Source organism: Bacillus sp. TH50 (genome assembly GCF_016650565.1).
GTDB classification, from domain to species: Bacteria; Bacillota; Bacilli; order Bacillales; family Bacillaceae_G; genus Bacillus_A; species Bacillus_A mycoides.
Map to the genome: position 1 here is coordinate 752743 of NZ_JAEKFM010000003.1, position 15332 is coordinate 768074.

Consider the following 15332-nt stretch of genomic DNA (forward strand, 5'->3'; position numbering starts at 1 on the left):
ATGGATATTCTACGCAAATATATATTATTGATACAATAAGTTATGTTAACTTCACATAATTATATTATACAAAAACTCAGCAAATACCGTTACAAAAAGTGTACAAGCCATATCTACTCTCTCTAAATAGTTTATTGCGAATCTATTTTAAGGAGAATTCTCACATCACAATTTCATAAATCTAAGGTTTCAAACTATTCATTACGAAAAAAAGACCGTATCACTACGGTCCTTTTCTCGCTCTTATTGCAAACACTATGACTGTGTAACTTTATTAGAAACAAGTAGTTTTTCAATACATATAGGTAACATATCTAATAACGTTTCAAATGCGTAATTTACGTCCAGACGCTCCGTCCATTGATGTGCATCTTTTCCTACTGGTCCCATATTTAATACTGGAACGTCAAACTCTTCTAATTCCTCTAGTGGAATCGAATAACCTTTATCCCATAATGGCATATTGTCTACAAGAGAACTCATTGAATCCAATGGGTTTTGTAAGCCCACATAGCTTAAATCTGAAATTCCTCCAAAATAATTTTGGTTTTCAAATGTAATGCTATGATTATAGTGGGCATACTTTTCCATTTCTACAACTACCTCTTTAATTAAAGGATTGTTGCGTGAACTCACAGCTGGATAGTATGGCGGCGCAAAGAAAAGTACAATCATTGGAGCCTTTTCTTTACATAAGATAGATAATTTGTCTACTAAATCAATAGTTACTGCACGATCATCTTTATCTTCTCTATTTTTTATAATATCGGATTGAATTTCATCTATTTTTTCTCTTCCATGTTGTTCAATTGCATAAGCGATAAGCTCTTCATACGTTAATACATTTACTTTAAGATTCGGCGGTATGAACGGATTATACTTAGAAAAATGATACGCTCGCTCCTCATACGATTCTTCGATTTTCTCTGCTACTTTCGTTACTTTTTGGCGTAACAATGAAACTACATCTGTCATCGTTTTTTCTAGTAAAAACAAATTAAATAATGTGACAGCACGATGAGGAATTTGTACAGAATAATCCTCCTTTAAATCTCTTTGAAGCAAGTTAGTTGGTGGTGGACTCGCTTCCCCTTCTACAATATCACAAAGGTCCGTATTCAACTCTAATTCCGCTGTTAATAATGCAGCCATATAGCTCCCATTTAATCCTGCAAAAGGTTCGCCTACATGTGTCTCTTTTCCATAGCAAAGGAAACCAGGTAACACCTTACCAATAGAACCAGTATAAATGTACTTATTTTGGTCACCAGGATGTCTTGAAAACATAGGCTCTGAATTTAGGACCGTTTTATACTCTAAGTCATGTTCTTTTGCTAAGTCTAATAATCTTGGAACAGCAGCTCTCATCCCTACAGAGTTCACTTCTTCATCTGGAACAGCCAATAAAAGAACATTCCCATCAAATCTTCCTTCACAAGCTTGCTCAACCATCGCCATTTGTAAAGTTAGACCACATTTCATATCCATTGTTCCTCTACCAAAGAGCCAATCTCCTTGTTCTATATCTTCACGTACATGATCTGGTAGCTCATCTTTATGAGAATAAAACATAGATGTTAATTTTTTAGGGTTAAATGCATCTTCTTTCCACACTCCATAATCCTGTACATCTACAACATCAAAGTGACTAACAAGAATTACAGTATTTTTCGTACTATCACTTTTCTTTACTAGGGCTGTAACAAAATATCGTCCATCCCCCGTCGGATTTTTTTGTAAATGATGCGGATTTTGTTTGAAATACTGTAAGTCAGATAATTGTTCTACAACAAAGTCTGGCAATATAACTTCAGCTTCTGAACCTGTAATACTAGGAATTTCAACAAGATTGCTTAATAATTGAACCAATTGGTCTTTAGATTGCCACTTTGACATATAAATCCCCCCTATTTTTCCGCATTATGAAAATCAATTCCAATATATGAATAAAAAATGACGACAGCTATCAAAATTATAATTCTGATGTACTGCCGATTTTTACTGATATTTCATGAGCTGCTTGTTTTACCTTACTAATAAGAAAAGATAGTCGATTATCATTAATTCGATGACTAATTAACCCAACACTTAATGCTCCTACTACTTTATGATTAAATCCTATAATAGGTGCAGCTACTGAAGCTGTCCCCTCTGTTTTTTCACCATAACTCACAGCATATCCTTCATTTCTGATCTGCTTTATTTGATCGAAAAGAATTTGCTTTTGTTCTGGTAAAGAAGAAAGTAAATGTTCTACAATGTGTTCCATTTCATTCGTGTTCATATTGGCAAGCATCGTTTTATTTGCGGCTCCAATCGAAAGTGGAATCTGTTCCCCTAAGTTATCGATAACTCGAATTTTTAAAGGGCTATCAATTCTTTCAATGATAATAGAATGTGTTCCATTTGGAATGTTCAAATAAACACTTTCTTCAACTTCAGAGGCCACACGCTTCATCACTTCTCTTGCAACAGATCTGTAGTCTACCTTCTCCAATTGACGTAATCCTATTTCCATCCACATTGGTCCAATCTTGTACTGTTTTGTTTCTGAAATTTGCGTAACTAATCCATGCTCCATTAAAGAGTTCAGTAACCTATGTACTGTACTAACCGGGAGATGTGTTCTATCAGCTATATCAGAAATAGCCCAATACTCTTTTTCATTTGTAGAATTCAGTAACTTAATAATACCTATCGCTCGATCAATGGACTGTACCATAACTCGCCTCAACTTTACTTGTAGTATGTTTAGCCTAATTACCTATCAATTTATCAAAAATTCAAACTGAAATCAATTAATTTATTTAATTTTCTAAAAATAGAGATATAACACTATCAAAAAATGAAAACGCAAACAAAAAAATATTGACTTTTCTTTTTAATTATCTGAAAATTAGAACAAGATTTCACATCACGGAATACATTCCATAATACGGAAAAACATCAATTTTCATACTACCAATTATGAAAGTGAGGAAAACAATGACGCAAGTAAACAATACAAACAATGAATTAAAGCGCACGATGAAAGGTAGACATTTATTCATGATTGCACTCGGTGGTGTGATTGGAACGGGGTTATTTAACGGATCTGGTTTTATTATAAGTCAAGCTGGACCTGGTGGATCCGTACTTGCCTTTATGGCCGGTGGATTATTAATGTATCTCGTTATGCTATGTCTTGGTGAGCTTGCTGTAGCAATGCCAGTTTCAGGTTCCTTCCAGGAATATGCCACTAAGTTCATCAATCCCGCAACTGGGTTTACCATCGGATGGTTGTATTGGCTAAGCTGGGCGAATACGACTGGTCTTGAATTTACCACTGCTGGTATTACAATGCAGCGATGGTTTCCTGATATTCCTGTCTGGGTTTGGTGTTTAATATTTGGTGTTACAATATTCACTATTAACGCATTATCCGCTCGTAGTTATGCAGAAACAGAATTTTGGTTCTCAAGTATAAAAGTATCTGCCATTATTGCTTTCATTATTCTTGGCGGCGCCGCTATGTTCGGTTTTATTGATTTAAAAGGAAACGAACCCGCTCCGCTTCTTTCAAATTTCGTAAATCATGGTGGTTTATTCCCAAATGGACTTGCCGCTATCTTATTAACAATGGTTACAGTCAATTATTCCTTCCAAGGTACAGAACTTGTTGGAATCGCAGCAGGTGAAAGTGAAGATCCAGCAAAGACTTTACCTCGTTCTATTAGAAATATAATATGGCGCACGATGTTTTTCTTCGTCTTAGCAATCTTTGTTCTCGTGGCTTTAATTCCTTGGGAAGAGGCAGGATTAACAAAGAGTCCGTTTGTTGCTGTATTTGATAATATAGGTATTCCATATGCAGCTGATATTATGAACTTTGTTATTCTTACTGCTGTTCTTTCTGTCGCAAACTCAGGACTGTACGCCGCAACTCGAATGCTTTGGTCATTATCAAAAAATGATATGGCTCCAGCCTTTTTAAAGAAATTATCATCACGAGGGATACCTCTAAACGCTTTAATCTTGACGATAGCTATTTCTGCTTTTTCTCTTTTGACAAGCGTTGTAGCTGCTGAAACAGTTTACTTATGGCTCATTTCAATTTCTGGAGTCATTACAATTATTGTTTGGATGTCAATTTGTGTTTCTCAATTCTTTTTCCGTAAACATTATTTAGCCGAAGGTGGAAAATTAGAAGACTTAAAATTTAAAACTCCACTTTATCCACTTGTACCAATTCTTGGTTTTGGATTGTATGGCATTATATTAATAAGTCTTATCTTTATCCCAAGTCAAAGACTAGGAATCTATTGCACTGTACCATTTATCATCTTTTGCTACACCTACTATCACTTTAAGATAAAGAAAAGAATTGCTACTAACACTCATACAGAAACTAAAATTAGCGAAACTTCTTAATACTGTACGATATTTAAAAGACCGCACATTGCTTTTACTTCATATGCGGTCTTTTATCATTGACGCTTGTTCTATTACCTTTTTATCATTCCTTCATTCATTTTCCCAGGAACAGTTCCCCTATTTTCCCCATACTATTAGAAGGATGATGTCGGTATCGTTAATGTAGTAAATGCTACATTACCCGCAATTATGTTTACTGTTCATAAGTTGCTGATTTTCCTTACTATTACTCTTTTGTTTTGATATATTAAATACATACTACGTCACATTAAAAATTAAAAGTCAGACAGGAGTTAGATACGATGATAAAAGGTTTCGGAGGAATATTTTGGAGAACTAACAATCTTGATGTTATAAAAAAATGGTACAGTGAAGTGTTGAAGATTGAAATAGAAAATTGGAATGGGACTGTGATTAAACCCGAATTAGGAACTGAGACTATCTTTTCTTTCTTTGCCGAGAATGACAGTTATTTTCCTACAGAACAACAAGTGATGTTAAATTTCCAAGTACATAATCTAAACGAGACTATTCAGCATCTTGAACAAATTGGTGTACCCCTTGAAAAGAAAGAAGAGATTAGTGAATTTGGAAAGTTTATTTGGATTAAAGATCCTGAAGGACGACTGATTGAGCTTTGGGAGAAATAGTGAATTTTAATCATTTGCTATTCAGCTAACGGATGCTTTAGTTCAATAAAAAAAGTTGATTCCTTTGAAGTGCACCTCCGATTATTAGATACAGTCTAACAATCGGAGGTGCACTTTTTTATGGATTAAAACTTCTTAGTGTTGTAAATTCGCATTTTCCTGTGTGTTAGCTATTGATAACCCTCTTTCTTCCATTTAAACAAATTTTCCTTTTCCATACTGATCACGCACCTGTTTTAGAGTCATACTTTCAATATGTCCAAGCTTAAGAGATTACTTGCAAGGATCTTGAATTTTCCGCACCAGAACCATAAAAAGTCATCCTATTATTTCTAAAAATTGTATAAAAATATTGTCCCACACACAAGATTAAGTGGCCTTAGATATCTGAATTTTCTACACATTAAAGGTTATCCCCCAAACAACCTCGAACATTGTAATAAACATACATAAGGAGGTTGAGCTATTTTGTTTCGTTCATTTACAAATGGATGTGTTGCTCTTGTGCAGCGTTTCTTACCAGAACCGTTTATTTTATCATTTTTATTAACTGTTTTCGTTATCTTCTTCGGTATGTTTGCAACGAGCCAAACACCTGTAGAAATGATTAATCACTGGGGCAATGGAATTTGGGGACTTCTCGCTTTTTCTATGCAAATGGCTCTTGTACTCGTGACAGGATCTGCATTAGCAAACGCTCCTCTTATTAAAAAAGGATTAACGAAAGCAGCGAAACTACCGAAAACGAATGGCCAAGGTATTATCGCAATTTCAATTGTAAGTTTACTAGGAGCATACATAAACTGGGGATTTGGTATTGTTGTATCTGTTTTATATGCAAAAGAAGTGGCCAGACAGTTAGAAGGATTAGATTATAGGTTAGCAATTGCTTCTTCCTACTCTGGATTTCTCATTTGGCATGCAGGCCTTTCTGCTTCTATCCCTCTTACGTTAGCAACAGGAGGCGAAACGTTAATCAAAACGACCGCTGGGAGTATTAAAGAAGCGATTCCAATAACAGAAACGTTATTCTCACCATACGCACTCGTGCCAGTTATTATTTTTCTCGTTACGATGCCTCTCATTAACCGGGCCATGCACCCAGATGAAAAACATACGATAACTGTAGATCCTAGCGTATTCCATGAAGAAGCTGCCGCTCAAGAAGTAGGGAACAATACGTTCGCTGAAAAAATGGAAAATAGTATGATTATTACACTTTGCATCGGATTATTAGGTCTTATTTATATTTTTAACTATTTTAGTACGAAAGGCTTTAACCTTACACTTGATATCGTTATTTTTATGTTATTAATTGCCGGTCTTATTTTCCACCGTACTCCGATTCAATATATTCGCGCTTTCTCTGACTCAACTAAGAGTGCTTCAGGTATTTTACTTCAGTTTCCGTTCTATGCTGGAATTATGGGGATGATGATTGGAGTAAATAGTGAAGGTCTTTCGCTTGGAGGAGCTATTTCTACTTTCTTTATTAGTATTTCAAATGAAACCACATTCCCGCTCTTTACATTTTTAAGTGCTGGCATTGTAAATATTTTCGTTCCATCTGGAGGCGGTCAATGGGCAGTGCAAGCACCAATTATGATTCCAGCTGGCGCTGAACTTGGTGTACCTGCCGCGAAAACAGCGATGGCAATTGCATGGGGCGATGCTTGGACAAATTTAATTCAACCTTTCTGGGCATTACCGGCATTAGCGATAGCTGGTTTAAGCGCGCGTGATATTATGGGATTTTGTGTTGTTAACTTACTATATGCAGGATTTATCATTAGTCTATGTTTCTTATTTATTTAAACGAAAAGCTAGTTTTATACTAGCTTTTTTATATAATAAATCATTCATTATCTATACAGCTTATTACCTTTCTCCACTCTACCTCTGCATGATTTAATGCTTCATATGTAAACAAATCTTCACATACTTTTTCAATCATATGAGGATTGTTCTTAAGGAAATTCCACTGCAATACTTTAGGGAGAACATACGTTTCGCATTCTTCACTTCCCTTTATTACCTCATCAACTTCTCTTTCACAAATCCCTCTTATTAAATAATCATTTCTTAATTGTATTTGAATTTGTTGAAACGTTTCGCTGTATTTCTTCAATTGGACTAAACAATTAATATACGTACGCAAAAGTTCGTCATCACAATTGCAACACTTTATAATACGATCGATTTCATTCATAATGTACGAGCCGCTTCTTCTATTTGTAATAGCCACTTTTCACGCTTCTCTAGTTTACTCGTTTTCACAGATTGAAAAGTAGAACGTTTTATATCGCGAATACCACAAAAACGTAAAACCCCTCTTTTCATCATAATCCAATCCGCTGATCGATATAATAGGGCCACGTACCATAACGGTGAGTCTAACGTATTAATAACCCACGCTTTCTTTCCTTTAAATAAGCCTTTCGGTAATGACCCCTCATATTTATAAGCAAATCCAGCTACAAAAATACGATCGATAAATCCTTTAAAAATAGCAGGCATGCCCCACCACCATATCGGATATATGAAAAGAAGAATATCCGCTTTCTGCACTAATTCTCTATATCGCTTCGTCTCTTCTTCATTTAGTAAATCACGTCTTTTCTTCTCTTCATTAAATACAAGCACTGGATCAAATTGTTCTTTATATAAATCAAGTAGCGTAACAGAATGATTTGTTTCCTCAAGTCCTTTTTGCACATGCTCTAAAATTGCCCCATTAAAGCTTGAAGGATTAGGATGAGCGTATATAATTAGTACGTTCACTACAAAACAACTCCCTCTTTAGTTAAAGTTTCTCCTTCTTTAACATCTTCTCTACAATTTGCACATTTTTCGAACTTTGTAACAAACGATTTAATACTGTTAGTAACTCTTGTTTTTCTAAACCTTTCAATTGCTCTTTAACTGTACCCTCACCAGCACCTTGAATTTCATACACAACTGCCGCCATATGTTTACAATAATTTTCATAAGGACACTCGCAGCTGCTTTCTGCAAAATCTTCAAGATCAATAATCACTTCATAATTCCCTGCATTTCCAGTAACGAAAGCAAATACTTTCTTGTCGTGTATTTCAACATCTTCTACATGTCCCTCTTCATAATATTCATATCCTCTATCAACAATGTATTTCGGAATATACCTATGTAGTTCTTTTAATAAATATGCGTACATAACAACACCTCTTCCTTTAATTCCCTTTTGACTTCCAAAATCCTTCATGTTATTCTAATAACTGTCAAGTAGCGAGTCTACGTGACAAAACGACTGACACCTATTCGGCGAAGGTGTCTCTTTTCATTTGCAGCCGATATGAAGTGCCTCTTTCAGGCACATTCAATCTTTGACACTACACACTCAACACCCATTCCCTTGTATCAGGCTGCTTTAGCAGTCTTTTACGCTACATACTTCGTTATTTCAAGACAAAAAGAGAGCTTAGCTCCCTTTTCCCGCCTTATAAAATACCCCTTTTTCAGCATAGCGATATTCATCATCAGCTAAAGTAATTTTCCCATCCAGTTTGAGTTCATCTAATAGTCTTGATAAATAAAATTGATGTAACATTTTTTTAGTGAATTTTCCTTCATGATGCGAAACGATATGTTCTTGAATATCTAACAATGATATTGGCTTATCTTGCTCTATCATATATTCATAAACTGTACTACGCAGTTTTACGTATTTTTCGAGTGTCACAGTACTTCGCAACCCCTTTCTTCTTATTATATGTTTTCGTAATCGGTTTTTTTGCAACAAAAAAACCTCTCCGATAAGAAGAAGTTACGTATATCTTCGTCTTATCTCCCAGAACAAATATGTTCTGCTGGAATTAGCACCTGCATCGCGGTTGCTGGGTTTCATCGGGCCAGTCCCTCCACCTCTCTGGATAAGAAAATATTCACTTTAAATTTAACTATACGTAATTTTATTATAATTGTCAAATAAATATAAATAATTATATTTTCTTCTTTATTGTTCATACTACAAAAAGATGTACAAAAGGAGGCTACTACTTTGAAAAAGAATGCTCGTGGATACGTACAAGATTCTTTTCATTCCTTACAAGAAGCGAAACATTGTTTAGAAGATGCATTACAAACTGTTGAAGAAGATTTTAATCGTGCACGTATTGAACAATCACTTTACGCTGTAGAGCAAGCTCTTCAACGTTGCGATTACACCGTTCACATTTTAGAACAAGAATGAAAACTTCCCATCAAAAGATGGGAAGTTTTTTTCAAATGGCATACTTCATCATTATTACCGTTATTATTAAAAAATATACAGAATTAACGATTTCTAAAATCCCTACTTTTAATATAGAAATCTTTTTGCCATACAACATAATGGCCCGAATTACACTTGGTACAAATATGAGTGAACACCATGGATTTATAGCAAATACAATTACCGTTAATACAATATGGTATCCCCAAGATATAAAACGATACTTCGGATTATTTTTTTCACGAATCATCGTTTTCACATAAAAGGTACTTCCTAAAAAATATAGAAATGAAATAAGCGCAATGAATAATGCTGTTCTATCAATAAATTTCATGGAGAAATAATAACTTATTAAGCCGCCTATACAAAACACTATAATCGCGCAAATGTCATTTAGTAATGCTCGTTCATTTTTTTGATGAGCGTAATACATATTTACAATAAACAATGGAATCATTAATACTGCGAATAAAAGAATTCGCCATTCATATAATAAAGAAATCATCCCAAATACAAATGCAATGATAAAATAAACAATTGTAGCGTGTAGAAATTCTTTTTTTCGTCTTTGCCTTATGTACATGAGAAATGGATACGTGGCTAGATAGATAAAGAACCAGGCTAAAAACAATGGGATATGATAAAAAGTAGGTTTACCAAGTAATACACTTAATAGAAATGGTATGACAAGCATCGCCCATGCTCCATGTTGCTTCGGAATAACTAACTTCATTAACTATACACCTCCCTCTTGAAAATAGTTCTCACCTACTATTATACAAATAATTTCATATAATAACGGATATATATTAGATCTATTTTTTGACAATAAAAAATGCTCCTTACAATATGTAAGAAGCATGAAAGAGGCAAACGAATATGTAAGTCGCGACCCTACCTTATATGAGTATGCTTTTCTATGTCACGTTATGCTCATCTAATATACCGTATTTCTTTTTAAATCTTGTGAGGATCGTAATCCATGACGTGCTAAATAACAGAAGGAAAATAACATTCGATATTGCGTGACTCAGATCAAAGTAAAAACTTGCGATATAGTAGGCAATAATTGTTTCCCACGTTGCTTCCTGTATAAAACCAAGAAGTCCCCAAAAATTCATAATCCAGCCAAATAAAAATCCAACGATAAATCCATATATGAGTCGTCCCCATAGTTTTTTCATCAAAAATGTATTTCGAAGTAATCCAGCTATAAACCCTATCATGCCCCAAGAGAACATTTGCCACGGCGTCCACGGACCTTGTCCTAAAAAAATGTTAGATACAATAGCCGCCGTTGCCCCAATCATAAAGCCAGTTTCACTCCCAAAAACAATTGCAGAAACGATAATGACAAAAGAAGTCGGTTGTACACTTGGTAAAATAGAAAATGGTACCCGGCTAACCGCTGCAATCGCCGCTAACACAGCAACGATAACAATTTCACGTGAAACAAACGCCTTCCTTTCAAAACGAATATAGAAAGGTAACATAATGACAGCTAATAAAAACAAACTACTTACCATGTAATACCCGTCCATAATAAGAGTCGTAAAGAGTAGTGTACATATTACAACAGCAAAAATAAATATTATGAATGCAACATATCGTTTGGACACGCTTCGTACACATCCTCCCACGTTAATGCAAATGGCAACTCTCTACGGATGAATCGATTAATAGATGTTGTATAAAAGAAGTTACCACTAAAGAACTCTTTCGGTGCATCATTCATAATGACTTTCCCGTCAAATAACATCATGCACTGATCAACGTATTTCGCTGCAAACTCAATATCATGCGTTGCCATTACAATTGTTGTACCTTCTTTTTGCAACTGCTTAAATAGCTCTCCTACTCTTTCCTTTTTCCATGGATCTAGTCCGATACGATAAACTTAACTAAATCTATACAATTCAATCAAATTTACACAAGTTAGTGCTTCATCGTGTTCTCGCAACCCCGAAGGGACGAGGGGTATAACACTCCACACGAGGCAGTATCGTTACCTCCTATTATCAAGCATTTATTTTACCCATCTTGATAAATTTATCGACGCATTTAAATCCCTATCGTGATGGCTATTGCACCCAACATAGTCCCATTCACGAATCTTTAAACTCCACTGTCCTTCTGGTTGAACTGAATGGTCGTATTTTACTCCACAACTTGAGCAAATCTTGCTTGAGGCGAACCATTTATCAGCTTTTACATACTCAATGCCATACTTCTCGCACTTGTATGATAAACATTGAAAGAAGAAGTTTAATTTTTGAAATGAAAATGCTTTCGATAGTTTTTTGTTTTTTAACAGGTTTGAGATAAGTAAGTCTTCCACAACAATCCTCATTGGTTTGGTTTTCACCAATTTAGCTGTTGCTTGATGGATATGGTTATTTCGGATATTCGTAATTTTCCTAGATAACCGAAGGTGCTCAGTTTTAGCTTTTTCATATCCGGCAGATTGAATTTTTACACCTTTTTTAAATCTCCTAGACATATCTCTTTGTGCTGACTTTTTCCTTTTCAAAAGTTTTTTAACCTTGGCATCTTTGTTTATATTTCGTTCTTTCATACCATTAGAAGCTACAAACAGCTCTTTTAAACCAACATCCACACCAATCGACTCATTGGTTAGTGCTTGTAATTCAAAGTCTTCTTGGAATCCTACACTAATCCACCAGTGACGACCATCAAAGGTAACTCTTGGATTTGATGGTTTTTTGTTTCTTGGTAGTTGTTGGCTTGTTTTCACTTCTCCAATGGACTGAATATCAACTACTTTCTTTCCTATAATCAGTCTTTCATAATTGGCATAAAATCCTTGGATTAAATCTTTTTTGGATTTATAAGAAGTGTGATAACCATTTTTGTACTTTTTGAACGAATGTTTTCTCGCCGTATCAAAATCTTTTGAAGCCTGTTTGGGCACTTGTGCATTAATGTCTTTTAACCACTCATATCTCTTTCGCTTCTTGATCTTTGTAAATCGTTTCTGTAAAGCTAACTGTGAAACAGATTTTCCAAATAGCTTATAGTATCTATCACTCATTCTTTTACAATAGTTATAAGCAAATCTTGCAGCACCAGCATGGTTTCTAAGCACTTTTTCTTGTTCAGGCGTTGGAATTAGTCTGACTTTCTTCGCCAATATCATCAGAATTTAACTCCTTTAATGAAAGATTTGTTCTTCTGAATAGTAGCGTGTTCCACCAGCATTCTCCTTAGATTACTCGGATGCAAACCTGTTAATTCTGATACTTGACTAACTCGTGAAAATTTCATTATTATTCTCACCTCATTGAACCAAACATAGCACATACGTTCGATACTTTCAATGAAGTTTGATAGATTCAATAAAATTTATCTTGTTCAACTAAGGGCGCAATTCCTTAGCCAGTTCTCTTATGAACTTCTCATGTTTTCACATGAGCGCAGACTATATGTTTATCTCTTTAGGGATAGAGGATTTTTCCACCACCATAGGCTTGTGGTGTACTCTCGTCAGTTATACGAGATAGTCGTTGAACGTTCATCTTATCCATTTTGACTTAGATGATTCGAGGCGGAAGACCCATTGTTCTAGTGTTTAGGATTTAACCTTGCACGATCTGATTGATTTTTTCTGCTTTCGCAACATTCACGCTCGCTATTTCTAGCCACGTTGTAGTTCAATCAGCTTTAGGGATTGCCCGCAGTTAACCCTCACTACTAGCCAATCACTTGACTAGCAGGGCTTACTGATATATTTAATTAACTTTGGTTATAATTGGTTAAATAAATCGTAACAGTTAGTTACCCTTTGTCGGTTCATCAAGCAATAATAAAGTCGGCTTTGATAATAACGTTGTACATAATGCGAGTAATTGTTGTTCCCCGCCGCTACAATCATGCGGATGACGTTCTTTAAGCGAATATAACCAAAACTGTTTTAGCATATTTTCTGCTATTTCTTTTCCTTGTTCTCCGTATAATTCACTTGCACGTTCATACACTTCTTCCCACACTGTATCAAATGTAAAATGATAGTATGGGTGCTGCGATACATATCCTATACTTTTAAATCGTTCTTTCGAATCAATTTTATGTATCACTTTTCCACTCCACTTTACTTTCCCTCTTCTAGCTTTTTGTAATCCTGCTAAAATCGTTAACAGTGTAGACTTCCCGGTTCCGTTTTTCCCAACTAGAGCTGTCCATTTTCCTTTTTCGATGTTCACTGTTAAATCTCGTAAAATAAGGGGACTATTTTTCTCATATTGAAAAGATATATGTTCTGCACTTAAGATCACTTCTTGCTTTTCACACTGTTCTACTTGCCCATCCCTATATGATATCGCTGAAAAATCATTCATTTTCATTTGCGCTTCTCGCACTGTAAACGGAATATCTTCTACATTCCACTCTAAAAACAATCTTGGAATTTGCGGGATAAATGGACGGAACTTTTCAACTTCCCACATGTTAGCTATAACCGTTTTAGGACTACCATCATAAACGATTCGGCCGTTATTCATACAAATAACGCGTGTTGCAAGTGGTATCACTTCATCCAGACGATGTTCACTTAAAACGATCGTAATTCCAAGTTCTTCATTAATACGTTTTAATAATCCTAAAAACTCTTTTGCAGCAATCGGATCTAGCTGCGCTGTCGGTTCATCCAGTAATAATAACTTCGGCTGCATGACTAATACTGCTGCTAAATTTACTAGTTGTTTTTGACCACCAGATAAAGTATGAACAGATTGATGTAACAAATCTTGAAATCCTAAAAAGCTAATAAGTTCCGCTATTCTTTTTTGAATAATATGTGATGGTAACCCGATATTTTCTAAAGAAAATGCTAATTCTTGAATCACTGTATCCATTACGAGCTGATTTTCTGGGTTTTGAAATACCATACCAATGTCTTGTGCAGATAATAAATCAGGTACTTCCTCTAATAAAACGTCATCATAAAATATCTCTCCTGAACGCGTGCCAATTGGCAGTAATTCCTTTTTAAAATGTTTTAATAAAGTTGTCTTCCCAGAACCTGAACCGCCAGCAAGTACTATAAATTCTCCTTTTTGAACAGAAAGAGAAATATGCTGTAACGCTTCTTCATTTTCATAAGCATATATAAATGATAAATTCTTTATTTCTGCATGCGCCACCATATCGATTCCCTTCCTTCCATCATAATTGGTAAACTAATAAACATCATAAATAGGAAAAACATCATTCCATCATATTGCTGGAACAGTATTGATTCCACTTTCGGATAGATAATCAATTTCCCTCCGCCATAATAACTAAATATAAATGAAGTTATTAATAGAAAAACTAAATAACTTAGCGTATACAAATCACGTCTTTCCATTCTATATCGAATATATGTCGTACGCTTCGTTACACCAAACCCACGAGCTTGCATAGAATCTGCCGTTTGAAGTGCATCTTCTAACGAACAAACTAATAACACTTGCAGTAATTTCATTCCATTTTTTATACGCTCAATGAGTGAACCTGAATCTAATTGCACACCTTTCGTTTTTTGGACGAGTGTAATTTTCTTTAACCGCCTAATAAACAAAGGAACAAACCTCACTGTAATCATCGTTAACAATGCTACTTTCGGTGAAATTCTTGAAAATAAATATAAAAATTTATGACTCGAAATAATATCGTTATAAGAAGCAAACGTAAACATAATCGCAACTAATAATAACCCCATAACAAGCCCAAACATAACTGCCTCAAGCTTAATCCGGCTATCTCCTAACCAAAATAACGTAGTCGCCCCTCTATGCGTTAATAAAGAATTAAATAAAATTACCATTAGAAAGAATACGATAGTACTTGGCAGCATGTTTCTTATTTTCTCGCCATTTCCTTGTACTATATTTAAGATTACTATTAGTATAATCGCTCCAATTAAAAAAAGAGGATGAAGACACATCATACATAGTATCATCACCCCAATATAATAGAAAAAATTAACAAAAGGATGTAAAGAAGAAAAGCTTATTTTCATA

14 protein-coding genes, 2 pseudogenes and 1 riboswitch are annotated in these 15332 nt (G+C 34.9%); of the genes and pseudogenes, 4 read left to right on the plus strand and 12 right to left on the minus strand.

What is annotated here, in order from left to right; translation table 11 throughout:
• Positions 1–255: 255 nt before the first annotated feature.
• On the minus strand, positions 256–1896 hold the full coding sequence (locus JFU23_RS03970; protein WP_201031431.1) for a M20/M25/M40 family metallo-hydrolase: 1641 nt from the start codon (positions 1894–1896) through the stop codon (positions 256–258).
• A gap of 76 nt (positions 1897–1972) precedes the next feature.
• Complete coding sequence (locus tag JFU23_RS03975) at positions 1973–2722, minus strand: IclR family transcriptional regulator (protein WP_137058891.1); 750 nt, start codon at positions 2720–2722, stop codon at positions 1973–1975.
• Positions 2723–2985: 263 nt separating this feature from the next.
• Here JFU23_RS03975 and JFU23_RS03980 point away from each other — a divergent pair, with 263 nt between their 5' ends.
• The 3 genes from JFU23_RS03980 to JFU23_RS03990 all read left to right on the plus strand — a co-directional run bounded on the left by JFU23_RS03980 (position 2986) and on the right by JFU23_RS03990 (position 6878).
• Positions 2986–4410: an amino acid permease gene (locus tag JFU23_RS03980; protein WP_078182085.1), complete on the plus strand. Its 1425-nt coding sequence runs from the start codon at positions 2986–2988 to the stop codon at positions 4408–4410.
• 305 nt (positions 4411–4715) lie between these two features.
• Positions 4716–5063, plus strand: coding sequence for a VOC family protein (locus JFU23_RS03985; protein WP_002128251.1), 348 nt, complete (start codon positions 4716–4718; stop codon positions 5061–5063).
• A gap of 468 nt (positions 5064–5531) precedes the next feature.
• Positions 5532–6878, plus strand: coding sequence for a short-chain fatty acid transporter (locus JFU23_RS03990; protein WP_201031432.1), 1347 nt, complete (start codon positions 5532–5534; stop codon positions 6876–6878).
• A 40-nt stretch (positions 6879–6918) separates the two neighbouring features.
• On the opposite strand, the gene JFU23_RS03995 is transcribed toward JFU23_RS03990, so the two are convergent.
• From JFU23_RS03995 to JFU23_RS04010, 4 genes are all read right to left on the minus strand, one after another.
• Entirely contained in the window at positions 6919–7272 is a 354-nt protein-coding gene (locus tag JFU23_RS03995; RefSeq protein WP_201031433.1) for a group-specific protein, read from the minus strand.
• The gene (locus JFU23_RS04000; RefSeq protein WP_201031434.1) at positions 7269–7844 is read right to left on the minus strand and encodes an NAD(P)H-dependent oxidoreductase; all 576 of its coding nucleotides are present in this window, start codon (positions 7842–7844) and stop codon (positions 7269–7271) included. The genes JFU23_RS03995 and JFU23_RS04000 overlap by 4 nt, the downstream gene beginning before the upstream one ends.
• 22 nt (positions 7845–7866) lie before the next feature.
• Complete coding sequence (locus JFU23_RS04005; protein WP_201031435.1) at positions 7867–8256, minus strand: SWIM zinc finger family protein; 390 nt, start codon at positions 8254–8256, stop codon at positions 7867–7869.
• A 264-nt stretch (positions 8257–8520) separates the two neighbouring features.
• Positions 8521–8841 carry a hypothetical protein gene (locus JFU23_RS04010; RefSeq protein ID WP_002110869.1) on the minus strand — a complete coding sequence of 107 codons (321 nt, stop codon included), beginning with the start codon at positions 8839–8841 and terminating at the stop codon, positions 8521–8523.
• A gap of 38 nt (positions 8842–8879) precedes the next feature.
• Positions 8880–8978, minus strand: a riboswitch (SAM riboswitch).
• Between the two features lie 121 nt (positions 8979–9099).
• Between JFU23_RS04010 and JFU23_RS04015 the strand changes: the two genes are divergently transcribed.
• Positions 9100–9291, plus strand: coding sequence for a hypothetical protein (locus JFU23_RS04015; RefSeq protein WP_002084448.1), 192 nt, complete (start codon positions 9100–9102; stop codon positions 9289–9291).
• A gap of 31 nt (positions 9292–9322) precedes the next feature.
• Here the strand turns inward: JFU23_RS04015 and JFU23_RS04020 are convergent, their stop codons facing one another.
• The 6 genes and pseudogenes from JFU23_RS04020 to JFU23_RS04045 form a co-directional block, all read right to left on the minus strand.
• Positions 9323–10045, minus strand: coding sequence for a YwiC-like family protein (locus JFU23_RS04020; RefSeq protein ID WP_063219356.1), 723 nt, complete (start codon positions 10043–10045; stop codon positions 9323–9325).
• Positions 10046–10229: 184 nt separating this feature from the next.
• Entirely contained in the window at positions 10230–10931 is a 702-nt protein-coding gene (locus JFU23_RS04025) for an ECF transporter S component (protein ID WP_201031436.1), read from the minus strand.
• Positions 10904–11197 (minus strand): annotated as a pseudogene (locus JFU23_RS04030) (ABC transporter ATP-binding protein); the annotation flags it as partial. The pseudogene JFU23_RS04030 and the gene JFU23_RS04025, both read right to left, overlap by 28 nt.
• 141 nt (positions 11198–11338) lie before the next feature.
• Positions 11339–12469 (minus strand): RNA-guided endonuclease InsQ/TnpB family protein, encoded by a 1131-nt coding sequence (locus tag JFU23_RS04035; protein ID WP_201031437.1) that lies wholly within the window; start codon positions 12467–12469, stop codon positions 11339–11341.
• Positions 12470–13109: 640 nt separating this feature from the next.
• A pseudogene (locus JFU23_RS04040) lies at positions 13110–14480 on the minus strand (ABC transporter ATP-binding protein); the annotation flags it as partial.
• Positions 14453–15331 (minus strand): energy-coupling factor transporter transmembrane component T, encoded by an 879-nt coding sequence (locus JFU23_RS04045; protein WP_033710053.1) that lies wholly within the window; start codon positions 15329–15331, stop codon positions 14453–14455. The gene JFU23_RS04045 and the pseudogene JFU23_RS04040, both read right to left, overlap by 28 nt.
• Position 15332 lies beyond the last annotated feature (1 nt).

Excerpts from the sequence above, each read along its gene's own strand:
- JFU23_RS03985 (WP_002128251.1), top strand. The coding sequence starts at position 4,716 with ATGATAAAAGGTTTCGGAGGAATATTTTGGAGAACTAACAATCTTGAT.
- JFU23_RS04005 (WP_201031435.1), bottom strand. The coding sequence starts at position 8,256 with ATGTACGCATATTTATTAAAAGAACTACATAGGTATATTCCGAAATAC.
- JFU23_RS03970 (WP_201031431.1), bottom strand. The coding sequence starts at position 1,896 with ATGTCAAAGTGGCAATCTAAAGACCAATTGGTTCAATTATTAAGCAAT.
- JFU23_RS04020 (WP_063219356.1), bottom strand. The coding sequence starts at position 10,045 with ATGAAGTTAGTTATTCCGAAGCAACATGGAGCATGGGCGATGCTTGTC.
- JFU23_RS04045 (WP_033710053.1), bottom strand. The coding sequence starts at position 15,331 with ATGAAAATAAGCTTTTCTTCTTTACATCCTTTTGTTAATTTTTTCTAT.
- JFU23_RS03980 (WP_078182085.1), top strand. The coding sequence starts at position 2,986 with ATGACGCAAGTAAACAATACAAACAATGAATTAAAGCGCACGATGAAA.
- JFU23_RS03995 (WP_201031433.1), bottom strand. The coding sequence starts at position 7,272 with ATGAATGAAATCGATCGTATTATAAAGTGTTGCAATTGTGATGACGAA.
- JFU23_RS03975 (WP_137058891.1), bottom strand. The coding sequence starts at position 2,722 with ATGGTACAGTCCATTGATCGAGCGATAGGTATTATTAAGTTACTGAAT.
- JFU23_RS04035 (WP_201031437.1), bottom strand. The coding sequence starts at position 12,469 with ATGATATTGGCGAAGAAAGTCAGACTAATTCCAACGCCTGAACAAGAA.